This window comes from Streptomyces lincolnensis, assembly GCF_001685355.1.
In the GTDB taxonomy this organism is placed as follows: domain Bacteria; phylum Actinomycetota; class Actinomycetes; order Streptomycetales; family Streptomycetaceae; genus Streptomyces; species Streptomyces lincolnensis.
In genome coordinates, this window is sequence record NZ_CP016438.1 from 3,451,405 (window position 1) to 3,475,326 (window position 23,922).

Annotated in this window: 22 protein-coding genes and 2 pseudogenes; 10 read left to right on the top strand and 14 right to left on the bottom strand. The window is 71.6% G+C overall.

Annotated elements, in window-relative coordinates; all coding sequences use genetic code 11:
- Positions 1–76 precede the first annotated feature (76 nt).
- The 3 genes and pseudogenes from SLINC_RS47315 to SLINC_RS15305 all read left to right on the top strand — a co-directional run.
- Positions 77–646: pseudogene (locus tag SLINC_RS47315) on the top strand (ABC transporter substrate-binding protein); the annotation flags it as partial.
- 2 nt (positions 647–648) lie between these two features.
- Positions 649–1,293, top strand: a pseudogene (locus SLINC_RS47320) (oligopeptide/dipeptide ABC transporter ATP-binding protein); the annotation flags it as partial.
- Positions 1,290–2,225, top strand: coding sequence for a dihydrodipicolinate synthase family protein (locus SLINC_RS15305; protein ID WP_067432388.1), 936 nt, complete (start codon positions 1,290–1,292; stop codon positions 2,223–2,225). The pseudogene SLINC_RS47320 and the gene SLINC_RS15305, both read left to right, overlap by 4 nt.
- On the opposite strand, the gene SLINC_RS15310 is transcribed toward SLINC_RS15305, so the two are convergent.
- The 6 genes from SLINC_RS15310 to leuA form a co-directional block, all read right to left on the bottom strand.
- The gene (locus SLINC_RS15310) at positions 2,222–3,427 is read right to left on the bottom strand and encodes a sialidase family protein (RefSeq protein WP_067432391.1); all 1,206 of its coding nucleotides are present in this window, start codon (positions 3,425–3,427) and stop codon (positions 2,222–2,224) included. The genes SLINC_RS15305 and SLINC_RS15310 overlap by 4 nt on opposite strands.
- Positions 3,428–3,461: 34 nt before the next feature.
- The gene (locus tag SLINC_RS15315) at positions 3,462–4,130 is read right to left on the bottom strand and encodes a response regulator transcription factor (protein WP_067432394.1); all 669 of its coding nucleotides are present in this window, start codon (positions 4,128–4,130) and stop codon (positions 3,462–3,464) included.
- Positions 4,127–5,311 (bottom strand): sensor histidine kinase, encoded by a 1,185-nt coding sequence (locus tag SLINC_RS15320; protein WP_107406826.1) that lies wholly within the window; start codon positions 5,309–5,311, stop codon positions 4,127–4,129. The genes SLINC_RS15315 and SLINC_RS15320 overlap by 4 nt, the downstream gene beginning before the upstream one ends.
- Before the next feature lie 107 nt (positions 5,312–5,418).
- Entirely contained in the window at positions 5,419–7,506 is a 2,088-nt protein-coding gene (locus tag SLINC_RS15325) for an MMPL family transporter (RefSeq protein ID WP_107406609.1), read from the bottom strand.
- Positions 7,507–7,643: 137 nt separating this feature from the next.
- Positions 7,644–8,342: a TerB family tellurite resistance protein gene (locus SLINC_RS15330; protein ID WP_067432402.1), complete on the bottom strand. Its 699-nt coding sequence runs from the start codon at positions 8,340–8,342 to the stop codon at positions 7,644–7,646.
- 264 nt (positions 8,343–8,606) lie between these two features.
- A complete protein-coding gene (gene leuA, locus SLINC_RS15335) occupies positions 8,607–10,355 on the bottom strand; it encodes a 2-isopropylmalate synthase (protein WP_067432405.1) in 1,749 nt (582 codons plus the stop codon).
- A 319-nt stretch (positions 10,356–10,674) separates the two neighbouring features.
- On the opposite strand from leuA, the gene SLINC_RS15340 reads away from it, so the two are divergent.
- From SLINC_RS15340 to SLINC_RS15355, 4 genes are all read left to right on the top strand, one after another.
- Positions 10,675–11,745, top strand: a complete 1,071-nt coding sequence (locus tag SLINC_RS15340; RefSeq protein ID WP_067432408.1) for a M4 family metallopeptidase — start codon at positions 10,675–10,677, stop codon at positions 11,743–11,745.
- Between the two features lie 21 nt (positions 11,746–11,766).
- Positions 11,767–12,033 (top strand): protealysin inhibitor emfourin, encoded by a 267-nt coding sequence (locus SLINC_RS15345; protein ID WP_067432411.1) that lies wholly within the window; start codon positions 11,767–11,769, stop codon positions 12,031–12,033.
- 104 nt (positions 12,034–12,137) lie between these two features.
- A complete protein-coding gene (locus tag SLINC_RS15350) occupies positions 12,138–13,481 on the top strand; it encodes a GH1 family beta-glucosidase (RefSeq protein WP_067432413.1) in 1,344 nt (447 codons plus the stop codon).
- 7 nt (positions 13,482–13,488) lie between these two features.
- On the top strand, positions 13,489–14,727 hold the full coding sequence (locus tag SLINC_RS15355) for an MFS transporter (RefSeq protein WP_067432416.1): 1,239 nt from the start codon (positions 13,489–13,491) through the stop codon (positions 14,725–14,727).
- Between the two features lie 109 nt (positions 14,728–14,836).
- Here the strand turns inward: SLINC_RS15355 and SLINC_RS15360 are convergent, their stop codons facing one another.
- A complete protein-coding gene (locus SLINC_RS15360; RefSeq protein WP_067432419.1) occupies positions 14,837–15,691 on the bottom strand; it encodes an NAD-dependent epimerase/dehydratase family protein in 855 nt (284 codons plus the stop codon).
- A 119-nt stretch (positions 15,692–15,810) separates the two neighbouring features.
- On the opposite strand from SLINC_RS15360, the gene SLINC_RS15365 reads away from it, so the two are divergent.
- On the top strand, positions 15,811–16,659 hold the full coding sequence (locus SLINC_RS15365) for a helix-turn-helix transcriptional regulator (protein WP_067432421.1): 849 nt from the start codon (positions 15,811–15,813) through the stop codon (positions 16,657–16,659).
- A 99-nt stretch (positions 16,660–16,758) separates the two neighbouring features.
- Here the strand turns inward: SLINC_RS15365 and era are convergent, their stop codons facing one another.
- Positions 16,759–17,724, bottom strand: a complete 966-nt coding sequence (era, locus tag SLINC_RS15370) for a GTPase Era (protein ID WP_067432424.1) — start codon at positions 17,722–17,724, stop codon at positions 16,759–16,761.
- 153 nt (positions 17,725–17,877) lie between these two features.
- On the opposite strand from era, the gene SLINC_RS15375 reads away from it, so the two are divergent.
- Entirely contained in the window at positions 17,878–19,212 is a 1,335-nt protein-coding gene (locus tag SLINC_RS15375) for an ammonium transporter (RefSeq protein WP_067432427.1), read from the top strand.
- Positions 19,209–19,547, top strand: coding sequence for a P-II family nitrogen regulator (locus SLINC_RS15380; protein ID WP_067432430.1), 339 nt, complete (start codon positions 19,209–19,211; stop codon positions 19,545–19,547). The genes SLINC_RS15375 and SLINC_RS15380 overlap by 4 nt, the downstream gene beginning before the upstream one ends.
- A 26-nt stretch (positions 19,548–19,573) precedes the next feature.
- On the opposite strand, the gene SLINC_RS15385 is transcribed toward SLINC_RS15380, so the two are convergent.
- The 6 genes from SLINC_RS15385 to SLINC_RS15410 form a co-directional block, all read right to left on the bottom strand.
- Positions 19,574–20,047, bottom strand: a complete 474-nt coding sequence (locus SLINC_RS15385) for a hypothetical protein (RefSeq protein WP_067432433.1) — start codon at positions 20,045–20,047, stop codon at positions 19,574–19,576.
- A gap of 208 nt (positions 20,048–20,255) precedes the next feature.
- A complete protein-coding gene (locus SLINC_RS15390; protein ID WP_067432436.1) occupies positions 20,256–20,609 on the bottom strand; it encodes a cytidine deaminase in 354 nt (117 codons plus the stop codon).
- Positions 20,610–20,646: 37 nt separating this feature from the next.
- A complete protein-coding gene (locus tag SLINC_RS15395) occupies positions 20,647–21,006 on the bottom strand; it encodes an MmcQ/YjbR family DNA-binding protein (RefSeq protein ID WP_067432439.1) in 360 nt (119 codons plus the stop codon).
- The gene (locus tag SLINC_RS15400; protein WP_067432442.1) at positions 21,003–22,313 is read right to left on the bottom strand and encodes a hemolysin family protein; all 1,311 of its coding nucleotides are present in this window, start codon (positions 22,311–22,313) and stop codon (positions 21,003–21,005) included. Before SLINC_RS15400 ends, SLINC_RS15395 begins: the two co-directional genes overlap by 4 nt.
- Positions 22,310–22,807: an rRNA maturation RNase YbeY gene (gene ybeY / locus SLINC_RS15405; protein WP_067432445.1), complete on the bottom strand. Its 498-nt coding sequence runs from the start codon at positions 22,805–22,807 to the stop codon at positions 22,310–22,312. The genes SLINC_RS15400 and ybeY overlap by 4 nt, the downstream gene beginning before the upstream one ends.
- A gap of 13 nt (positions 22,808–22,820) precedes the next feature.
- Entirely contained in the window at positions 22,821–23,879 is a 1,059-nt protein-coding gene (locus SLINC_RS15410) for a PhoH family protein (protein WP_079164544.1), read from the bottom strand.
- Between the last annotated feature and the right edge of the window lie 43 nt (positions 23,880–23,922).

Genomic DNA, 23,922 nt, shown 5'->3' on the forward strand with positions numbered 1-23,922 from the left:
CCCCCATACCCCCACCTAAGGTCGCGCTGACGTGAGGACGTAGGACGTCCCATCTCCCCCTCTCGCTGGAGGAACCGTGCGCGACGCGGACCGCCGGGCCTTCCTGAAACACACCGGGGCGCTCGGGGCGGGCGCCGTCCTCCTCCCGTCACTGGCCTCGTGCGGCCCGGAGTCCACGATCGGGTTCGGCGACCCGGCCGGCGCGGACCGCACCCTGACGGCGGTCATCGGCTACGGCAACGACGGCAGCTGGGACCCGACGCAGACCGCGTCGGCGTTCTTCATGGCCGCCAACCACCACGTCTGCGAAGGGCTGCTGGACACCGACCCGATCTCCCGCGAGCCGTACCCGGCGCTCGCCACCGGACTCCCGGGGCCTCGGGAACTCGGCGGCACCACCTGGAGGTTCACCCTGCGGGAGGGCGCCACCTTCCACGACGGGCGGCCCGTCACCGCCGACGACGTGGTCTTCACCTTCGACCGGATCCTCGACCCGGACACCCGGACCCTCGCCCGGGGCTTCTTCGCCGGCTGGCTGGACACGGTCCGCGGGACCGGTGCCCGCGGGGTCGAGCTGGTGCTCAAGTTCCCCTTCCCGGACGGGATGTCACGCCTCACCCTGGCGAAGATCATGCCGCGGCACGTCTGCTGGACGTCCACGACCGTGGCAGCCTGGCCCAACGGAAGGAGCGGGTCCGGGAGTTGATGGCCCTGGTGGGTCTGCCCCGGGCCCTGGCGGACGCCCTGCCGGGTCAGCTGTCCGGCGGTCAGCGCCAACGGGTTGCCATCGCACGGGCGTTGGCGCTGGACCCGGACCTGGTGGTGGCCGACGAGCCGACGAGCGCGCTGGACGTGTCGGTCCGCGCCCAGATCCTCAACCTCCTGCTGGACCTGAAGGAACGCCTGGGCCTGGCGCTGGTGTTCGTCTCCCACGACATCCGGACGGTACGACGGATGAGCGACCGCGTGATCACCATGTACCTGGGCCGGATCGTCGAGGAGTCCCCGGCCGCGGAGGCCGCCGCCCGGCACCCGTACACCCGCGCCCTGTTCTCCGCCACCCCCGGCCTGCTCACCCGCGCCGACCCGATCCCGCTCACCGGCCCGGTCCCCTCGGCGACCCGTCCCCCCGGCGGCTGCCCGTTCCGCACCCGCTGCTGGAAGGCGGACGAGGTGTGCGCGGACCGGATGCCCGGCTTCTCGGCCGCGTCGGTGCCCGGTCACCGTTTCCGGTGCCACCATCCGGTGGAGGAGGACCAGCCCGCCGACGCGCACCCCAGGGAGCCCCGATGATCCTTCCCGCCCCGCTGACCGGTGTCATCCCGCCCGTCTGCACACCCCTGACACCGGACCGCGAGGTGGACGCCCCCTCCCTCCTCAGGCTCGTCGACCATCTCGTGGAGGCCGGGGTGGACGCCCTGTTCGTCCTCGGCTCCTCCTCGGAGGCCGCGTTCCTGACGGACGGACAGCGCAGGCTGGTGGTGGAGACCGTCGTCGCGCACGTCGGCGGACAACTCCCCGTCCTCGCGGGCGCGATCGACATGACGACGCCCCGCGTCCTGGACCACGTCCGCGCGGTGACGGCGGCGGGCGCCGCGGCCGTGGTCGTCACCGCCCCCTTCTACGCCCGCACCCACCCCGCCGAGATCGCCCGCCACTTCCGCCTGGTCGCCGCGGACAGCCCGGTTCCGGTCGTCGCCTACGACATCCCGGCGGCCGTCCACACCAAGCTCCCCACGGACGTGGTCCTGGAACTCGCCGCGGACCGCACCATCTGCGCCCTCAAGGACTCCAGCGGCGACCTGGCCGCCTTCCGCTCGGTCGTCTCGGGCGCCCGCGCCCGGCCCTCGCTCACCGGCTTCGGCGTCCTGACCGGCTCCGAGGTCGTCGTCGACGCCGCGATGGCGGTGGGCGCGGACGGCGTGGTCCCGGGCCTGGCCAACGTCGACCCGCACGGCTACGTCCGCCTCCACGACCTGTGCCGAGCCGCCGACCGGGACGCGGCCCGGGCCGAACAGGAGCGCCTGTGCGCCCTGTTCGGCATGGTCGGCGTCGGCGACCCCACCCGCATGGGCCCGAGCTCGTCCGCCCTGGGCGCCTTCAAGGCCGCCCTCCACCTGCGCGGCATCATCGCCTGCCCGGCCACGGCGGCCCCCCAGATCCCCCTGTCGGAGGCCGAGGTGGAACGGGTGGGCAAGTACCTGGCGGCGGCGGGGCTGCTCTAGACGACACGCGGCCGACCCATCACCTCCCCGACCGGCAGCCGCCGGAACTCGATCGAGGCGTACGGTCCGGTCGTCCCCGTCTCGTACAGCACGCCGACCGTGTCCCGGTCGAGCGCCACCAGGTCCGAGTAGGCGGCGGGCTGTTCGGACAGGGTCAGTGCCTTGGCGAAGGTCCGTCCGCCGTCGTCGCTGCGCCAGAGCGCCATGGCCCGGCGCGCGGTCGGCACCGACGGTCCGGAGAACAGCAACGGGGCGTCCGGGCCGGGGAGTTGGAGGACGCTGGCCTGCACCACCGGCACGTCGTTCAGGGCGGGCTGCACGGCGTAGGGCCGGTCCAGGCTCGCGCCGCCGTCGCCGGAGTGCGCGTCGAGCCGGTGGCCGGGGACGGTGCCGTGCTGGTCGCGGGAGCCGAAGTAGAGGCGGCCGTCGGGGAGTTGAGCGGCCGAGGACTCGTTGGCGTTGGTGCGGCCGTCGTAGGAGGAGTCCACGAAGCCGAGCTGCCAGCTTCCGCCGCCGTCGTCGCTGTAGAGGGCGTGGCCGCCGTAGTACCGGGGCTCCTGACCCGTGTCGGCGGAGCCCGCGGGCGGGGCCGCGGAGTGGTTCGCCGGGACCACCAGGCGTCCGGCGTGCGGGCCCCCGGTCAGGGCAACGGCGTGGCCCGGGCCGGTCGCGTACCAGCGCCAGTGCGCGGGTTTCACCTGGTCCGTGATGTCGTACGGCGGGGTGAAGCTGCGGCCGTCGTCCCAGCTGTGCTGCACGAACACCCGGCGGCCCTGCTCCGGGGTGGCCTCGCCCCGCATGATCTGCGCCTCGGTGACGGCCCCGCTGTTGGAGCAGGTGACGAGGACGATCGCACCCGTGGCGGGATCGACCACGGGCGCCGGGTTGCCCCGGGTGTCGCCGCCCCCGGCGGCCACGACCGTCGGCGGGCCCCAGGTGCAGCCGCCGTCGGCGGAGCGGCGCAGGACGACGTCGATGTTCCCGGTGTCCCCGGCTCCGTCGTGGCGTCCCTCGGCGAAGGCGAGGACCGTGCCCCGGGGTGTGGTGAGGGCGGCGGGGATGCGGTAGGCGTCGTAGCCGCCCTCCCCGGCGGCGTAGGGCACCGAGGCGGCGCATCCCCGGGTCGGGGCGGTGTGGCCGGTGGTGGTGAGCGGGGTCAGGAGGACGGCGGCGGCGAGGAGTGTGCGGCTCAGGGGGATCATCGGTCTCCCGTGACGGACGGTCGGACGCGGTCCGTCACATCGTCCCCGGTGTCACCATTCCGGACTCGTACGCCACGATCACCAGCTGCGCCCGGTCCCGGGCCCCCAGTTTGCCGATGATGCGGCTGACGTGGGTCTTCGCGGTCAGCGGACTCAGCCCGAGCGCCTGGGCCACCTCGGTGTTGTTCAGGCCGCGCGCGACCAGCGAGAGCACCTCGCGCTCCCGCTCCGACAGGCACTCCGGGCCGCCGACGGCCACCGGTGTCGCCGCCGGACCGCGCAGGAACCGCGCGATCAGACGGGCCGTCGGCCCCGGGGACAGCAGCGCCTCCCCGGCCGCCACCGTGCGGATCGCGTCGAGGAGTTCGGCCGGACGGGTGTCCTTGACCAGGAACCCGGAGGCGCCGGCGCGCAGCGCGTCGACGATGTTCTCGTCGGTGTCGTAGGTGGTCAGGACGAGGACCCGGACGTCCGCGAGGTCCTCGTCGGCGGCGATCAGCCGGGTGGCCTCGATGCCGTCCAGGTCGGGCATGCGGATGTCCATCACCACCAGGTCGGCGCGGGTGGCGCGGGCCAGCTCCACGGCCTCCCGCCCGGTGGCCGCCTGTCCGACCACCTCCATGTCCCTTGCGGACTCGACCAGCATCGCGAACGCCTCCCGTACGAGGGTCTGGTCGTCGGCGAGCAGTACGCGGATGGTCATCCGGTCCCTTCCCCCAGTGCGGCGGCGGTGAGCGGCAGCAGCGCCGTCACCGCGAAACCGCCCCCGTCCCGCGGCCCGGCGTCGAGTGTGCCACCCACGCTGCGGGCCCGCTCGCGCATACCGACGAGCCCGAACCCGGGAGCACCGCCGTCCACGGGTCCGATGCCCTCGTCGGTCACCGACACCCTCAGGCCGCCCTGCTCCTCGTACAGCTCGACGCGTACGGCGGGTTCCGGCCCCGCGTGCCGCACCGCGTTGGTCAGCGCCTCCTGCACGATGCGGTAGGCGGCGGCGCCGACGGCGGGCGGTGCCCGGTCCACCCGGACGTCCTGCTCGACGCGGGCGCCCGCGAGCCGGGCCGCCCCGACCAGGTCCGGCACCCCGTCGAGCCCGGGCAGCGGGCCGCGGATGTCCACGGGGCCGTGCTCCCGCAGCACCTCCAGCGTCGTACGGAGTTCTCCGCGTGCCGTGCGGCAGGTCTCGGCGATGTCGTCGAGGGCCTTGCCGACCGTGTCCCGGTCGAGGCGTTCGGGGTCGGCGGCCAGGACATGGGCGGCGACGGAGGTCTGGACACCGATGAGGGTGATGCTGTGCGCGAGCAGGTCGTGCAGGTCCCGGGCGATCCGCAGCCGCTCCTCGGCGACCCGGCGGCGGGCCTCCTCCTCGCGGGTGCGTTCGGCGCGCTCGGCGCGTTCGAGGACGGCGGTGATGTTCCGGCGGTGGAACTGGACGGCCGTACCGCACAGCAGGACCGCGATGATCCAGCCGGAGATCCGCAGGAACTCCAGCGCCCCGTCCGGGTTGGTGAAGGCGTTGACGACGAGCGTCGGCCCGAGGACGAGGACGGCGGTGACCAGCGTGCGCAGGCCGGTACCGGTCACGGCGACCGTGTAGAGCGCCAGCAGGGTCGCGGGGATGGGGGCGCCGTGGTTGTTGTCGAGGACGTGATACGGCGTGACACAGGCCGCGACCGCGAGCAGCACCAGCAGCGGACGCTCGCGCCGCCACACCAGGGGCACGTGTCCCAGGAGCAGCAGCGTCCAGCCGAGCGCGTCGGGCCGGGGCCCGTCCTCGCCGGTCAGGCCGATGGCCGTGGCGAGGACGGCCAGCGCCAGGGCGATCAGGGCGTCGTTGCGGGTGCCGTGCGGGGCGGTCCGCGGGTCGCGGTTGACCACCGCCATGATCCGCTCGCCCCAGCGGGGCCGGGGTGTGGTGAGTGCCTGCACGGGCTCATCCTCCGCCAGGAGGGCGCCCCTCCGGGAGGGGAGGGGCGCCGGGTCGGACAGGTTCAGCGGGCGGAGACGGTCACCGGCTCCGGTTCCTTCGGCGGAACCGGGATCTCCGGTTCGCGGGACAGGCTCCCCGGCCACCACACCTTGCGCCGCAGTGCCACGCTCGCGCTGGTCACCAGGTACGTACGGACGAGGAAGGTGTCCAGCAGCACGCCCACCGCGATCACGAAGCCGAGTTCGACGAGCGGCACCAGCGGCATGTTGGTGAGCACCGCGAAGGTGGCGGCCAGGACGAGTCCGGCGGAGGCGATGACCCCGCCCGTCGTGCGCAGCGCGGTGAGCGCGGCGGTGACCGGTTCGGTGCCCTTCAGGGACTCCTCCCGCATCCGGTGCATCAGGAAGATGCCGTAGTCGACGCCGAGGGCCACCAGGAACACGAAGGACAGCAGCCCGAGCCCGGGATCGGTGCCCTCGAAGCCGAAGACCGGCCCGAAGACGAGTCCGCCGATGCCGAGGGCCGCGCCCCACACGGCGACCACCGCGGCCACCAGGATCAGCGGCGCGACCAGCGATCGCAGCAGGGCGACGAGGATCAGCAGGACGGAGAGGAGGACGAGCGGGACGACGACCAGGCGGTCCCGGGCGTTGGTGTCCTTCAGGTCGAGCTGCTCGGCGCTGGGTCCGCCGACGTAGGAGCCGTCGAGACGGTCGCGCAGGGCCTCGATGGTGGCCGTCTCGCCGGCCGACTGGGGCGCGGCGGTGGCGGTGATCGAGAGCTCGGTCCAGCCGTCCCCGCTGCGGCCGCGCTCCACGCTCTCGACGCCCCGTGTGTCCCGGGCCTCGGCCAGGGTGCTGTCGGCGCGGTCGGTGGGTGTGATGACGGCGATCGGCTGGGTGCCCCGCTCGGGGTAGGCCCTGCCGAGCGCCTGCATCGCGGCGACCGCCTCGGGCTTGCTGGTGAAGGAGTCCTCCTGCTTGAGGCTGCCGGGCAGGTTGAAGGCGCCGAGGGCGAGCGCGCCGAGCAGGACGGCACCGCCCACGAGCACGGTGATCGGCCGCCGTCCGGCCGAGCTGCCCATCGCGGCGAACAGCGACCGGCGGACCTTGGGCGTGCTGCCGTAGCGCGGGACGAGCGGCCAGAAGACCCGGCGGCCCAGCAGGACGAGGAGCGCGGGCAGCAGGGTCAGCATCGCGAATAGGGCGACCAGGATGCCGACCGTGCCGAGCGGGCCCATGCCCCGGCTGGAGTTGAGGTCCGCGGCGAGCAGGCACAGCAGCCCGGCGGCGACCGTCCCGGAGGAGGCGAGCACGGCCGGCCCGCAGCCCTTGAGTGCGGCGACCATCGCGTCGTACGGCCGTTCGATGCGCCGTAGCTCCTCGCGGTAGCGGGAGACCAGCAGCAGCGCGTAGTCGGTGCCCGCGCCGAAGACGAGGATCGTCATGATGCCGGAGCTCTGGCCGGAGACGGTGGTGCCGAAGCCCTGGTTGAGCCCGTAGGCGACGGCCCGGGCCAGGAACTCCGACAGGCCCGCGACCGCGAGCGGCACCAGCCACAGCAGCGGGCTGCGGTAGATGACGATCAGCAGCAGGGCGACGACGGCGGCCGTGGTGTAGAGCAGCGGTCCGCCGAGCGAGTTGTAGACCTCGGCCGCGTCGGTGGCCAGCGCCCCCTCGCCGCCGACGTCGACACTCAGTCCGCCGCCGCCCTCGGCGACGTCCCGGACGTCGTTGACCAGCGCGTCCCGCGCCTTCTCGTCCGTACCCGGTTCGGTGCTGGCGACCGGGTACATCAGGGTCGTGCCGTCCTTCGACGGGATGCCCCGCGGCTCGGCGGTGAGCCGGTGCGCGCCCGCGATCCGCTCGATCTGCTCGGCGGCCGTCGCCCTGTCGGCCGCGGTCAGCCCGCCGTCCCGGTGGTAGACGAGCACCATCTGGGTGGCCTCACCGCCCGGCAGCCGCTCCTGGATCTCGGCGACCTGGGTGGAGTCCGCACTCGCCGGCAGATAGTCCACCGCCCGGTCGCGCTGGATGTCCTCAAGCTTCGAGGCGAAGGGCGAGGCGATCGCCAGGACGGCGATCCACAGCCCGAGCACGAGCCAGGGCACGGCCCTCCGTCGCCGTACAGATGTCCTTGCGGCCCCCATCACGGGCCCCCCTCCGGTCGGGTGTCTGGCTGGATCTCCAGACTCCCGGCGCGGGGCGGGTGAATCGTCGGGCGCGAGGGCGAGTTGGGGGCTACTGCCGGGGGTGGCGCGGGGCGCCGGCTACTCCCTGGGGAGTATCAGGACGGGGTGCGGGCCGCGGCCAGCAGGCGGCTCACGTCGTCCGCGCAGATGGTGAGGGCGGCGCCGACGGTGGTGAGGGCGTCCCGCTCGGCCGGGGTGTAGGGCCCGTCCGCGAGAGCGATCCGCGCGCCTTGCAGCAGGATCGATTCGCGGCCCGCCGGAGCGAGGTGCGGGGCCAGCGGGTCCAGCGCCTCGTGCAGCTCTATGGCCAGCCCGGCTGCTCCGCAGGGGCGGCCGTAGACCCGGCCGGTGTCCGCGGCCAGCGCCTCCACCAGGGCGCCGAGCTGTTCCTCCGTGCAGTCGTCGAACCCGGCCGCCCGGACCGCGCTCGCGGCGGTCTCCAGGGACGCCCGCGCGCAGGTCCCGCCGGCGGCGAGCACCGCGAGGGCGACGGTGTGCACGGCGTCGCGGAGCATCGCGGAGAAACGGGTCGTGGTGGGGTGGTCCAGGACGTCGGTGCCGTAGTGGCGGCGGCAGGCGGCGCACTCCACGACGGGCCCGGTCTCGCCCCGCGGCAGCACGGGCACCCCGAGCAGGGTGAACCGGCGACGCCCGGTCAACCGCTGGAAGTTGCGGTCACCCCCGCACCCGGGACAGAAGAACTCCCCGTCCCCGACGGGCGTCCACGCGGTACGGGTGCCCAGGAGGCGCACAGGCCTGGCGACACGGCCGTTTCGTCCCCGTCCTGGCAGCACGTCAGCACCTCCGTAACCCCGCGGCAACATCGCCGCGCTTGCGTGATGTTAGCCACATCGAGGAGGCCGAGTCATTACCCCGTACGAGACCTTTCCGTGACCTGCACAGACCATTGGCCGGAAACAGGCGGGGCCCCGCCCGCCGGGATACGGCGGAGGGGGCCTTGTGACGCCGGGCACCGGGAGTGCCGGTGAGGGGCGCGGGGAACTGCGCGACAAGCCACGAAGCCGCCGTACTCGCCCCACAACCGATCGCGGCAATTCCTACCGCGCGCCCCCGACAGAGCGACCCGCCCTGTTGACGGCAGACACAACCGCCTTCAGCGAAGCCCTGGTCGTGTTCGCGTCGATCCCGATCCCCCACAGCACCTTGTCGTCGATCGCACACTCGATGTACGAGGCGGCCTGCGCGGAGGCCCCCTCACTCATCGTGTGCTCCTGATAGTCCAGCAGCCGGGCATCCACACCCACGGAGTGCAGCGCGTCGAAGAAGGCCGAGATCGGACCATTGCCCGTACCCGTCAGCACCGTGTCGACGCCGTCGACCGTCGCCTCGACCCGCAGCGTGTCCACGCCGTCCGTGTCGGTGGTCGACTGGCCGTTGCGGACCTGGATACGACCCCACGGGTTCTCGGGGTTCGGCAGGTACTCGTCCTGGAAGGTCGCCCAGATGTCGCCGCCGGTGACCTCGCCGCCCTCGGCGTCCGTCTTCGCCTGGATGATCTTCGAGAACTCGATCTGCATCCGGCGGGGCAGTTCCAGCTTGTGGTCGTTCTTCAGGACGTACGCGATCCCGCCCTTGCCGGACTGAGAGTTGACGCGGATGACGGCCTCGTAGGAGCGGCCGACGTCCTTGGGGTCGATCGGCAGGTAGGGGACGGCCCACTCGATGTCGTCCACCGTCACGCCCTTGGCCGCCGCGTCGGCCTCCATCGCGTCGAAGCCCTTCTTGATGGCGTCCTGGTGGGAGCCGGAGAAGGACGTGTAGACCAGGTCGCCCACGTACGGGTGGCGCGGGTGGACCTCCATCTGGTTGCAGTACTCCCACGTACGACGGATCTCGTCGATGTCGGAGAAGTCGATCTGCGGGTCGACGCCCTGGGAGAACAGGTTCATGCCCAGGGTGACCAGGTCGACGTTGCCGGTGCGCTCGCCCTGCCCGAACAGGCAGCCCTCGACGCGGTCGGCGCCGGCCATCAGCGCCAGTTCGGCGGCGGCGACGGCCGTACCGCGGTCGTTGTGCGGGTGGACGGAGATGACGACGTGCTCGCGGCGGGAGATGTTGCGGCTCATCCACTCGAAGCGGTCCGCGTGCGTCGACGGGGTCGAACGCTCCACCGTGGCGGGCAGGTTGAGGATGATCTCGCGGCCCGGACCGGGCTGGTAGACGTCCATCACCGCCTCGCAGACCTCCAGCGCGAAGTCCAGCTCGGTGTCGGTGAAGATCTCCGGGCTGTACTGGTAGCCGAACTCGGTCTCGGGGCCCAGCAGTTTCTCCGCGTACTCCATGACCAGGCGCGTGCCGTCGACGGCGATCTGCTTGATGTCGTCCTTGGAGCCGCGGAAGACCACGCGGCGGAAGACGGGCGCGGTGGCGTTGTAGAGGTGGACGGTCGCCCGCTTGGCGCCCTTCAGGGACTCCACCGTGCGCTCGATCAGGTCCTCGCGGGCCTGGGTCAGTACGGAGATGGTGACGTCGTCGGGGATGGCCCCGGGCTCCTCGACGATGGAGCGTACGAAGTCGAAGTCCGTCTGTCCCGACGCCGGGAAGCCGACCTCGATCTCCTTGTAGCCCATCTTGACCAGCTGGTCGAACATCCGGCGCTTGCGCTCGGGTGACATCGGGTCGATCAGGGCCTGGTTGCCGTCACGCAGGTCGGTGGAGAGCCAGCGGGGGGCGACGGTGATCCGGTTGTCCGGCCAGGTGCGGTCCGGGATGTCGACCTGCTCGTACCGGCCGTACTTGTGGATCGGCATGGTGCTGGGCTGCTGACGGTTCTGGCTGGTCGCCATGATGCGGGGGCTCCTCAGGATGTCCGGAAGGACGGCCGACGACGCAACGCCAAGCTCCGCGGGGAGGGAGTCGACCTGGCTTACAGGCCCTCGCCGCGGCAGCTAAGGAGAAGCAGCCCGAAACGCATGATGCGAAGCATGCTAGCCGAGCCCCTTCGGATGCGCGGGTCCGTATCAGTATGCGGGACCCGCGGAACGAACGGGACAAAAAGTGCGCCATACCACTTCGTCACGGAGCGTGCGCTTCCTTGTCGGCACATTTCACCAATCATGGTTGCGAGTGGTGACAGTCACGTCACTCAGTGCAAGGGTGCCGGGCATGACGACAAACGGGGGCTTTGAGCCCGTCTTCTGCACCGTCGTTCCGCCACACGTCCTCGACAAACTGGCCCGGAACGACGACCCCGCACTCTCCGGTCCCGCCCGGCGCACCCTGCTGAGGGACAGCGAACTGCGCTCCCGGCGCCGCGTGACCACCGAGTTCCGCCTCATGGCCGCGCCGACGGCGAAGGCACCGTCGGACCAGCCTCTGCGGACGATCTACGACGCCGAACACAAAACCGACCTGCCCGGCACCAAGGTCCGCGGCGAGGGTTCCGAACCGGGCCAGGACGCCACCGTCAACCGTGCCTACGCCGGCCTCGGCGCCACCTTCGACCTCTTCCTCAAGGCCTACGGCCGCCACTCGATCGACGGCGACGGTCTGCCCCTGGACGCGACCGTCCACTACGACGAGAACTACGGCAACGCCTTCTGGAACGGCGAGCAGATGGTGTTCGGCGACGGCGACGGCGAGATCTTCCTCGACTTCACCCTCCCGATCGACGTCATCGGCCACGAGCTGGCCCACGGCGTCACGCAGTACACCGCGAACCTCACCTACTTCGGCCAGCCGGGCGCCCTGAACGAGTCGATGTCCGACGTCTTCGGCTCGCTCATCAAGCAGTACACGCTCGGCCAGACCGCCGCCGAGGCCGACTGGCTGATCGGCGCGGGCCTGCTCGCCCCCGGCGTCTCCGGCAAGGCCCTGCGCTCCATGAAGGAGCCGGGCAGCGCCTACGACGACGACGTCCTCGGCAAGGACCCGCAGCCGGCGACCATGGACGACTACGTCCGCACCGGCCGCGACAACGGCGGCGTCCACATCAACTCCGGCATCCCCAACCACGCCTTCTACCTGGTCGCCACGGCCCTCGGCGGCCACGCCTGGGAGAAGGCGGGCCGGATCTGGTACGACGCCCTGGCCGGCGGCGAGCTGGACGAGCGCGCCTTCTTCGCCGACTTCGCCAAGCTCACCGTCAAGGTCGCGCGCGAGCACTTCGGCGACGGCGGCGAGGAGCTCCGGGCGGTGGAGAAGGCCTGGGAGCAGGTGGGGGTGCGGATTCTCTGAGTCCGTACTAGACACGGACCCATGCGTATTCAGGTGAGGCGCACGGGCGGATTCGCGGGCATCGAGCGGCACGCCGAGGTGGACACCTCGGGGCGGCCCGATGCCCACGAGTGGCACGCCCTGGCCGAGAAGGCGATCGCCGCCGGCCGGGGCACGCCCCCGATCGGGGTTCCGGACGGCTTCAGCTACCAGATCACGGTGGACGGCAAGACCGTCTACGCGGCGGATCCACGGCTGACGGAGGAACAGCGCAGGCTGATCTCACGCGTGCTGAAGGAGGGTGCGTGAGCGTACTGAAGCAGGGTGCGTGAGCGTACTGAAGGAGGATGCGTAACTCGTTCTTCACGCCCGCCCGTTGACTTCCGTTACCCCTGGTACGGATGATCCGGCCCATGGCGACCGATGAACACAGCGCGACGCACCCGATACCTCAGTTCCCGGACGGCTTCCTGTGGGGCGTCTCGACCTCCGCCCACCAGATCGAGGGCGCGGCCGACGAGCGCGAGCCGTCGGTCTGGGACACCTTCTCGGCGGAGCCGGGGCGGGTGAAGGACGGCTCGACGGCGGCGGTGGCCTGCGACCACTACCACCGCTACCGCGAGGACGTGGCCCTCCTGGCCGACCTGGGCGTGGACGCGTACCGCTTCTCGGTCTCCTGGCCGCGCGTCCTGTCGAAGGGCGGTCTCGACTTCTACGACCGTCTGGTCGACGAACTGACCGGGGCGGGCGTACGACCGGTCCCGACCCTCTTCCACTGGGACCTGCCGCTGGAGTTCCATCAGGCGGGCGGCTGGCTGACGCGGGACACGGCCGCCCGCTTCGCCGAGTACGTGTCCGTCGTCGCCGACCGCCTCGGTGACCGCGTGAAGAAGTGGATCACCATCAACGAGCCCGCCGAGCACACCCTGTTCGGGCACGCGCTCGGCGCGCACGCGCCCGGCGAGCAGCTGATGTTCGACGCGCTGCCGGCCGCCCACCACCAGCTCCTGGCCCACGGTCTGGGCGTCCAGGCCCTGCGCGCGGCGGGCGCCGGCGACATCGGCATCGCCAACTCCCACGGCCCGACCTGGTCGGCGTCCCGGGAGCAGGCGGACGTGGAGGCGGCCGACTTCTACGACCTGCTGCTGAACCGCCTGTTCGCCGATCCGCTCCTGCTCGGCGAATACCCCTCCGGCCTCGGCGAGATGATGCCCGGCGACGTCTCGGCCGACCTCAAGGTCATCTCCGAGCCGCTCGACTTCTACGGCGTCAACTACTACGCGCCGACCCGCGTGGGCGCCCCGCAGGGCGCGGACATCGAGTTCGGCGGACTGACGATCCCGGCCGAACTCCCCTTCTCCGTCCGGGAGATCGAGGACGTCCCGGTGACGGACTTCGGCTGGCCGGTGGTCCCGGAGGGCCTGACCGAGCTGCTCACCACCTTCCGGGAGCGCTACGGCGACCGCCTCCCGCCCGTCGTCATCACCGAGAACGGCTGCTCGTACGAGGGGCTGGACGACCAGGACCGGATCGCCTACCTGGACGGCCATGTCCGCGCGCTGCACCGGGCGGTGGAGGCGGGCGTCGACGTGCGCGGCTACTTCGTGTGGTCCCTCCTGGACAACTTCGAGTGGGCGGAGGGGTACGCGCGCCGGTTCGGCCTGGTGCACGTGGACTTCGGGGATCCCGCGACGCTCAAGCGCACCCCCAAGGCGTCGTACGGCTGGTACCGGGAGCTGCTCCGGGCCCAGGGCTGACCCGGGGATGACAACTGCGCTCGCGGAGCCCGTCGAGCACGTCCGCCGGGGCTGGACGGCGTCCCTGTCGCTGGCCAACGTGGCGATCTGGGTGGGCTGGTACGGCCCGCTCCAGATCCTGCTGGCCCGGCAGGCGGAGGACTTCGCGCCGGGCACGGGCATGTCGAAGGAGACGCTGCTGGCGTGGGCGACGGGCGCGGGCGCGGTGGTGTCCCTGGCCGCGAACCCGTTGTTCGGCGCGCTGTCCGACCGCACCACGGCCCGCTGGGGCCGTCGCAGCCCCTGGATCGTGGCCGGTGCGGCGGGCGGCGCGCTGTCGCTGCTGCTGCTCGCCGGTGCGGACGGACTGTGGACCATGGCGGCCGCCTGGTGTCTGGTCCAGCTGACCCTGAACGCGGCCTTCGCGGCCGTGACGGCGGCCGTGCCGGACCGGGTGCCGCGGCTCCAACGGGGCACGGTGGGCGGCTGGCTGGGGGCGGCGCAGATCCTCGGGGCGGTCGTCGGGACGGGCCTCGCGACGGCGGCCGGCGGGATCGCGGCGGGCTATGCGGCGTGCGCGGTGTTCACGCTGGCGGGGGTGCTGCCGTACGTCCTGCTCCACCGGGACCTGAGACTCGCCGTCACGGACCGGCCGGCGTGGTCCTCCCGTTCGTTCGTGCGCGGCTTCTGGCTGAGCCCGCGCCGCCATCCGGACTTCGCCTGGGCCTGGCTGACCCGGTTCCTGATCAACCTCAGCAACGCCCTGGTGATCCTCTACCTCCTGTACTACCTGCGGGACCGCCTGCACCACGACGACCCCGAACAGGGCGTCCTGATCCTCACCGCGGTCAACAGCGTGACCCTGCTCGCCACGGTCGTGGTGGGCGGTGCCTGGTCGGACCGGGTGGGCCGGCGCAAGCCGTTCGTGCTCTGGTCCGGGGTACTGATGGCGGCGGCCACGGGACTGCTCGCCGGCTGGCAGACCTGGCCGAGCGCGATCGTCGTGGCCGCGCTGCTGGGCCTCGGCCTCGGCGTCTTCATGTCGGTCGACTTCGCCCTGATGACCGACGTCCTGCCCACGGCCCTCGACCGCGGCAAGGACCTCGGCGTCATCAACGTGGCCAACGCCCTCCCCCAGGTCGCCGCCCCCGCCCTGGCCGCCCCGATCGTCACCCACCTCGGCGGATACCGGGTGCTGTATGTGGTGGCGGCGGTGGCGGGACTGGCGGGGGCGGTGCTGGTGGGCCGTATAAAAGGCGTCGACTAGAGCGCGCCCCCTTAGGGGCGCGGGGCTGTATCGATATGCGGCTCCGCCGCGCGGGCGCGACCAGCCACAACGGCCCCGCAGACGCCCGCCCACCCATCGCGGCACCCCCTTAGAGCGCCCCGGCATCCCGCGCCGTGTACACCGACGGATACAACGGCCGATACCCCAGCTCCCGCCGAATCCGCTCCGTGGAGACGATCACCATCCACGGGTCGGGATCGGTACGGTCATACAACTCCCCCGGCACCTCAACCCCGTTCAGCTGATGCAACTCCACCGCCGTCACAGGCGCGTCGTCGGCGATGTTGTAGACCCGGCCGGCAATCCCCCGCGCGTACAGGATCCGCAGCAGCCCCTGGGCGACATCCGCGTGATGCCCCATGTGCAGCCGCTGCGTCGCCGCCCAGGTTCCGGCCCACATCAGGGACTGCGCGAGATGCGGATCGCCCTCGCCGTAGACGAAGGGCAGCCGCCCGACGCGCACGTCCAGCCCCTCCAGGGCGAGCAGTTCCCGCTCGGCCTGGATCTTGGACTCGGGATAGGCGCCCCACATCGGCCCGCCGGGCCGGCTCTCGTCCTCCTCGGTCACCGGCCGTCCCCGCCCGGCGCCGTACACCAGCCCCGTGCTGACCTGCACGAACCGCTCCACCCCAGCGGCCAGCGCGGCCCGGCCCAGTTCCACGGCCGCGTCCCGGTTGACCGCCCACGCCTCCTCGTCCGGCACCCCGCGGAAGGAAGCGGCGACGTTCACGACCGCGTCCACCCCGGCGACCGCCTTGCCCAGCGCCTCGGTGTCCCGCAGATCTCCCACGACGACCTCGGCGCCGAGCGCGGCGAACGGCTCGCCCCGTTCGGCGTCCCGCACCAGCACCCGTACCCGCTCCCCCGGCCGGGCCTGCGCCAGCAGCCTCGGCACGAAGCGCCTGCCCACCTGACCTGTCGTACCGGTGACCAACGTCAGCATGTTGTGCTCCTCTCGTTGGTCCCCACCCTTCGCCGGAACCGGGACGGGCGGGAGAGACCTCCCGATCGGGGGATCGGCGGACCCTGGATAAGCCGGGCGGCATGCAGGAGCCTGGAGAGGTGAACCGAGCCGAACTCGCCGACTTCCTGCGCCGCGGCCGCGCCCGCCTGGCCCCCTCGGACGTGGGCCTGACACCGGGCAGCCGGCGTCGCACGCCCGGTCTGCGCCGCGAGGAGGTGGCCCAGCTGGCGGGCATGTCGGTCGACTACTACACCCGCATGGAACAGTCCCGGGGCCCGCGCCCGTCCCGCCAGATGCTGACGGCGCTGTCCCGCGCGCTGCGCCTGAGCGACGTCGAGCAGGACCATCTGTTCCACCTGGCCGGCGAGGAGCCGCCGCGGCGCGAGACGGCGTCCTCGCATGTCCGTCCCGGGCTGCTGCTGATCCTGGACCGGCTGCACGACACCCCGGCGCAGGTGGTGAACGACTGCGGTGAGGTGCTGGCCCAGAACACGATGGCCAAGGCCCTGGTCGGCGACGTGATGTCCCGCCCGCGGCGCGAGCGCAACTTCACCCGGCGGTTCTTCCTGGACCCGACCGCGCGCACGCTCTTCCCGCAGGAGGACCACGCCGGCCACGCACGCACCCACGTGGCCACCCTGCGCGCGGTCGCCGCGGCTCGCCCCGACGACCCGGAACCGGCCGCGCTGGTCGCCGAACTACTGGCATCCAGCGAGGAGTTCGCACGGTTGTGGGACGAGCACGAGGTCTCCCAGCGCAACCGGGCGACGAAGCGCTTCATCCACCCGCTGGTCGGCCTGCTGGAGCTGGACTGCGAGGTCATGATCAGCCACAGCCACCACCACCTCCTGGTCGTCCACTCGGCCCGCCCGGGGACGGAGGCGTACGAACGCTTGCAGCTCCTGCGAGTGGTGGGCCTCCAGGACATGACACCGACCAAGCCCTGACCAGCCGATTCCAGCCCCTCCGGCGTTCGAGGAGCGGGGGTCCAGGGGGCGGAGCCCCCTGAGGGTGGGACGGGTAAGGGCGGCGGGGGCGAAACTCGCCTAGAACCCCAGCTTCCGCAACTGCCGCGGATCCCGCTGCCAGTCCTTGGCCACCTTCACATGGAGGTCGAGGAAGACCGGCGTACCCAGCAACGCCTCGATCTGCTTGCGTGACTTGATGCCGACCTCCTTCAGGCGCTTGCCCTTGGGGCCGATGATGATGCCCTTCTGGCTGGGGCGCTCGATGTAGACGAAGGCGTGGATGTCGAGGAGGGGCTTGTCGGCGGGGCGGTCCTCGCGGGGGAGCATCTCCTCGACGACGACGGCGATGGAGTGCGGGAGCTCGTCGCGGACGCCCTCCAGGGCGGCCTCGCGGATGAGCTCGGCGATCATGACCTGCTCGGGCTCGTCGGTGAGGTCGCCCTCGGGGTAGAGCGCGGGGCCCTCGGGCAGGAGCGGGACGATGAGGTCGGCCAGCAGGCCCACCTGCGTGTCGCCGACCGCCGAGACGGGCACGATCTCGGCCCACTCGAAGCCGAGCTCCTTGCCGAGCAGGTCGATGGCGATGAGCTGCTCGGCGAGCGTCTTGCTGTCCACCAGGTCGGTCTTGGTGACGATCGCGATCTTCGGCGTCTTCTTGATCGACGCCAGTTCCTTCGCGATGAAGCGGTCACCGGGGCCGAGCTTCTCGTTCGCGGGCAGACAGAAGCCGATCACGTCGACCTCGGCCCAGGTCGTGCGGACGACGTCGTTGAGCCGCTCGCCCAGCAGCGTGCGCGGCTTGTGCAGTCCCGGGGTGTCCACCAGGATCAGCTGGGCGTCGGGCCGGTGCACGATCCCCCGTACCGTGTGCCGTGTGGTCTGCGGCTGGTTCGCGGTGATCGCGACCTTCTGGCCGACCAGAGCATTCGTGAGAGTGGACTTGCCCGCGTTGGGACGGCCCACGAAGCAGGCGAAGCCGGCGCGGTGGGGTGCCGATGATGCCGACGGCTCGGATGACTGGCTGCGAACGCTCATGGCGCCCATTCTCCCTGATCCACAACCCCTTGCCGTACAAGAGACCGATCACTCCCCGATGCGTGAGCTTTCGGAAACCCCCACGCAACGAAACACTCCGGAAACACACTCGTACACATCCGGAAACGCCCACCGGTGACCCTCTGACGAGCCCCCACCCCGTTGGAGACTTCCGTGACCCTCGCCGCCGCCGCACAAGCCGCAGAGATCGACACCGGCGACACCGCCTGGCTGCTCGCCGCGACCGCCCTCGTCCTGCTGATGACCCCGGGCCTGGCCCTGTTCTACGGCGGCATGGTCCGCACGAAGAGCGTCCTCAACATGCTGATGATGAGCTTCGTGTCGATCGCCCTGGTCACCGTGGTGTGGCTGGCCGCCGGCTACTCCCTGGCGTTCGGCGAGGACAGCGGCGGCGGACTCATCGGCGATCTGGAGCACGCCGGGATGGCCGGCCTCGGCCCGGACAGCGTCCACGGCACGGTCCCCACCCTCCTCTTCGCCACCTTCCAGCTCACCTTCGCGATCATCACGGCGGCGCTGATCAGCGGCGCGATCGCCGACCGCGCGAAGTTCGGCGCCTGGCTGGTCTTCGTGCCTCTGTGGGCGCTGCTCGTATACGTTCCCGTCGCCCACTGGGTCTGGGGCCCGGGTGGCTGGATCCTCGACAAGCTCGGCGCCCTCGACTTCGCGGGCGGCCTGCCGGTGGAGATCACCTCGGGCGCCTCGGGACTCGCCCTCGCGCTCGTCCTCGGTCCTCGCCTGGGCTTCAAGAAGGACGCCATGCGCCCGCACAACCTCCCCATGGTCATGCTGGGCGCGGGCCTGCTCTGGTTCGGCTGGTTCGGCTTCAACGCCGGCTCCGCCCTCGGCGCCAACGGTCTCGCCGCCGCCGCGTTCCTCAACACCCTCGCCGCCGGCTGCACCGGCCTGCTCGGCTGGCTCTTCGTCGAGCAGCGGCGCGACGGCCACCCGACCACCCTGGGCGCCGCCTCCGGCGCGGTCGCGGGCCTGGTCGCGATCACCCCGTCCTGCGGCTCGGTCTCGCTCCTCGGCGCGCTCGTCATCGGCCTCGCCGCCGGTGTCGTCTGCTCGTACGCCGTGGGCTGGAAGTTCCGGCTCGGCTACGACGACTCGCTCGACGTCGTCGGCGTCCACCTGGTCGGCGGAGTCATCGGCACCCTCCTCATCGGCGTCTTCGCCGCGGCGGAGATGACCGGCGGCACCGAGGGTCTCCTCTACGGCGGCGGCCTCGCCCAGCTCGGCAAGCAGCTGGTGGCCGTGGTCGCCGTCGGAACGTACGCCTTCGCGGTGACGTACGGCATCGGCAAGCTGATCGACAAGACGCTCGGCTTCCGCGCCGACGAGGAGCAGGAGCACACCGGACTGGACCTTACGGTGCACGCCGAGAGCGCATACGATCACGGCGTCCTGGGCCACGGCGCCCCGGTCTCCGCGTCCGTTTCCGCCTCCTCGCAGAAGGTCACAAGCCAGGCATGAAGCTCATCACCGCGATCGTCAAGCCGTACCGCCTCGACGAGGTCAAGACCGCCCTCCAGGAGCTCGGCGTGCACGGCCTGACCGTGACCGAGGCCAGCGGCTACGGCCGGCAGCGCGGCCACACGGAGGTGTACCGCGGCGCCGAGTACCAGGTCGACCTGGTCCCCAAGGTCCGTATCGAGGTCGTCGTCGACGACGCCGACTGCGACGCCGTCATCGACGCGATCGTCAAGGCCGCGCAGACGGGCAAGATCGGGGACGGGAAGGTGTGGGCGCTGCCGGTGGAGACGGTCGTCCGGGTGCGGACGGGCGAGCGCGGCCCCGACGCGCTCTGACCACCGGGGCCGCTCTCGCCCGACGCTCAGTCGAAGACGAACGGACCCGGTGACTGCGGGCCGGTCGCCGTGCAGGTGACGGTGATCCCGAGGACGACGATCTGGAGCGATCCGCCGAACGCCTCCAGGCTGTCGCCGGAGGCCACTGTGCCGTTCAGCGGGCCGACCGTGACCGCGTCGCCCATCGCGAGCGCCGGGTTCTTCGTGCCGGTGAAGGCGGTGGTGCCGCCGGCGGCGTTGACCAGAGTGAGGGTGGAGGTGATCGAGTCCTCGCCCAGCGCGATCGGCGCGGTGATCGAGGAGGTGACGGTGACGGTCGCGGCGGTGCCGTCCTGGGTGGCGGTGAGCGTGGCCGCCCCGCTGCCGAACGTGCCGCAGTCGGCGGTGATCGTCGCGGTGTCCGGGGTGACGGCCGCGGCGGCGGGGGCGAGCGCGAGTCCGGCGACCGCGAAGGCTCCGGCCGCCAGTGCCGCACCTGTTGCTGTTCTCTTGCCTCTCATGGAATCCGGTTCCCTTCCCGTGGTGGGGATGACCATGTGGGGATGGACGGGAGAGGTACGACCGACGGGACCCGCCGCTCCGTGGGCGCGGTGCGGGGCGCTGCACGGTGCTGGAATCTGACGGTCCGTCGGAACTACCGGTTCCATTGATGCGCACGGGACGACGACTGGCAAGGCGTGTGTTTCGGCCAACGGCGGCCGGGCGGCCTCAGCCCGCGGACACGGTCGTGCGGACAGCCCCGTCCGGCGCAGCCACCAGTACCGGCGTCCCGGCCCCGCCGAGATCCCGTACCGCCGCCAGGTCCTCGGGCGAGACGGCCTCCGCCTCGGTCACCACCGCGGCCGCCTCCAGCGCCTTCGCGCCCGAGGCCACCGCCATCGCCACGGCCGTACGCAACGCGCTCAACCGCAACGACTCCAGAGCGACCGTCCCGGCCACATAGGTCCGCCCCGTCTCGTCCCGTACGGCGGCCCCCTCGGGCACACCGTTGCGGGCCCGGGCCGAACGGGCCAGGGTCACGATCTTGCGGTCCTCGGGGGCGAGCGAGCTGGTGTCGGTCATGCCCCGAGCATACGGAGCCGTGCCGTGGGCGCGCCGCTCAGGGGCGGTCGAGCCGGAGCCGTACCGCGCGCGGCAGACCGGCGACCACCAGGTCGTAGGAGTCCTCGATCAGCTCCCGTACCAGCCGGTCCGGGAGTCCGCCGTCGAGCCGGACGGTGTTCCAGTGCCGCTTGTTCATGTGGTACCCGGGGATGATCAGTTCCGGGTACTCGTCCCGGAGGCGGACGGCGTCCTCGGGGTCGCATTTGAGGTTGACCTTCAGGGGCCGGGCGTCGATCCAGCTGAGGGCGAACACCTTGCCCAGGACCTTGAAGACGGAGATCTCGGGGGCGAAGGGGAAGTCCTCCACGGCCTCGTTGAAGGACAGGCAGAAGGCGCGCAGCTCCTCGGGACTCACTCCGGCTTCTTCTCCTCGTCCTCAGGGGGCCCGGCCGGCCCCACCGGCTCCACGAGCACCGTCACGATCTTGTTCCGGCGGCCCGCCGCGGCCTCGGCGGTGAGCCGGAGCTCGCGGCCGTCGGGCAGCTCGACCCTGGCGGAGGCGCCGGCGATCGGGACCCGGCCCAGCGCCTTGGCCAGCAGCCCGCCGACGGTCTCGACGTCCTCGTCGTCGTACTCCTCCAGGCCGTACAGCTCGCCGAGGTCGGTGATGTCGAGGCGGGCGGTGACCCGGAAGCGGTCGTCGCCGAGGTCCTCCACGGGCGGGAGTTCGCGGTCGTACTCGTCGGTGATCTCGCCGACGATCTCCTCCAGGATGTCCTCGATCGTCACGATGCCCGCCGTGCCGCCGTACTCGTCGATGACGACGGCGACGTGATTGCGGTCCCGCTGCATCTCGCGCAGCAGGTCGCCGGCGTTCTTGGTGTCGGGGACGAACGCGGCGGGCCGCATGGCCGTGGACACCAGCTCGCTCTCGGCGTCCCGGCTGATGTGCGTCTTGCGGACCAGGTCCTTCAGATACACGATCCCGACGATGTCGTCCTCACTCTCCCCGCTGACCGGGATGCGGGAGAAACCGGAGCGCAGGGCCAGCGTCAGGGCCTGCCGGATCGTCTTGTACCGCTCGATGACGACGAGGTCGGTCCGCGGCACCATCACCTCGCGCACGAGCGTGTCGCCGAGCTCGAAGACCGAGTGCACCATACGGCGCTCCTCGTCCTCGATGAGCGACTCCTTCTCGGCGAGGTCGACCAGCGCGCGCAGCTCCGCCTCGGAGGCGAAGGGGCCGCGGCGGAAGCCCTTGCCGGGGGTGAGCGCGTTGCCGATGAGGATCAGCAGGGACGGGATCGGGCCCATGATCCGCGCCAGCGGCAGCAGGACGTACGCCGCCGCGGTGGCCGTGTTCAGCGGGTGCTGGCGGCCGATGGTGCGCGGGGAGACGCCGACGGCGACGTAGGACACCAGGACCATGACGCCGATGGCGACCAGGAGGGCCTCGGTGGTGCCGTCGAACTCCCTGAGGCAGGCATAGGTGATCAGGGCGGCCGCCGCCATCTCGCAGGCGACGCGGACCAGCAGCGCCACGTTCAGATAGCGGGTCGGGTCGGCGGCGACCTGCGCGAGCTTCGCGCTGCCGCGCCGGCCGTTGCGTACGGCTTCCTCGGCGCGGAAGCTGGAGACGCGCGCGAGGCCCGCCTCCGCGCAGGCGGCGAGCCACGCGACGACGACCAGGGCGATCGCGCCGGAGACGAGGGTGGGGCTCATGACACGGTCGGGGCCGGGGACGGGCCGGTCAGACCCTTCTCCGCGCGCCAGCCGTCCACGATGGCCGCCTGGAGGCCGAACATCTCGGCCTTCTCGTCGGGCTCCTCGTGGTCGTAGCCGAGCAGGTGCAGCAGACCATGGACGGCGAGCAGCTGGAGCTCCTCGTCCATGGAGTGCTGTGTGGGCGCTTCCTCACCCTGCTTCTTGGCGACCTCGGGGCACAGCACGATGTCGCCGAGGAGCCCCTGCGGGGGCTCCTCGTCGTCCTTGGCCGGCGGCCGCAGCTCGTCCATCGGGAAGGACATGACATCGGTGGGGCCGGGCAGGTCCATCCACTGGATGTGCAGCTGCTCCATGGCGTCGGCGTCCACGACGATCACCGAGAGCTCGGAGAGCGGGTGGATGCGCATCCGCGCGAGGGCGTAGCGGGCGATGTCGAGGATCGCCTGCTCGTCGACCTCGGTTCCGGACTCGTTGTTGACGTCGATCGACATGGTGGCGCTGGGTCTACTTCCGCTTGTTACGGCCGCCCTTGTGGGTGCCGTTCTCCGTACCGTTCTCGCTGTCGTACTTCTCGTACGCGTCGACGATACGGCCGACGAGCTTGTGCCGTACGACGTCCTGGGACGACAGGCGGGAGAAGTGGACGTCGTCGAGGCCCTCCAGGATGTCCTGGACCTGCCGCAGACCCGACTTGGTGCCGTTCGGCAGGTCGACCTGCGTCACGTCACCCGTGATGACGATCTTGGAGTCGAAGCCGAGGCGGGTGAGGAACATCTTCATCTGCTCGGGGCTCGTGTTCTGGGCCTCGTCCAGGATGATGAAGGCGTCGTTGAGCGTACGGCCCCGCATGTACGCCAGGGGCGCGACCTCGATGGTCCCCGCCGCCATCAGGCGCGGGATCGAGTCCGGGTCCAGCATGTCGTGCAGCGCGTCGTACAGCGGGCGCAGGTACGGGTCGATCTTCTCGTAGAGCGTGCCCGGGAGGAAGCCGAGCCGCTCTCCCGCCTCGACCGCGGGGCGGGTGAGGATGATGCGGTTGACCTGCTTGGACTGGAGGGCCTGGACCGCCTTGGCCATCGCCAGATACGTCTTGCCGGTACCGGCGGGGCCGATACCGAAGACGATCGTGTGCTTGTCGATCGCGTCGACGTAGCGCTTCTGGTTGAGGGTCTTGGGGCGGATGGTGCGGCCCCGCGAGGAGAGGATGTTCTGGGTGAGGACCTCGGCCGGGGTCTCCGGTCCGTCGCCCTCGCCGTTCTCACTCGCTCTGAGCATGGCGATCGAGCGTTCCACTGCGTCCTCCGTCATCGGCTGTCCGGTGCGGAGCACCAGCATCATCTCGTCGAACAGGCGCTGGACGAGGGCGACTTCGGCCGCGTCGCCGACGGCGCTGATCTCATTGCCCCGGGCGTGGATGTCGGCCGCCGGGAAGGCCTTCTCGATCACGCGCAACAGGGAGTCGCCGGACCCCAGCACCGTCACCATGGGGTGCTGGGCGGGGACGGTGAAGTGTGCTCTCGCCTGCCCCTGCGCGGGTGTGTGAGCTGTGGGTGTCTGAGTCATGGGCCGGCGCTGAAGGCCTGCGGTTCCTCCTCATCACGGCCGC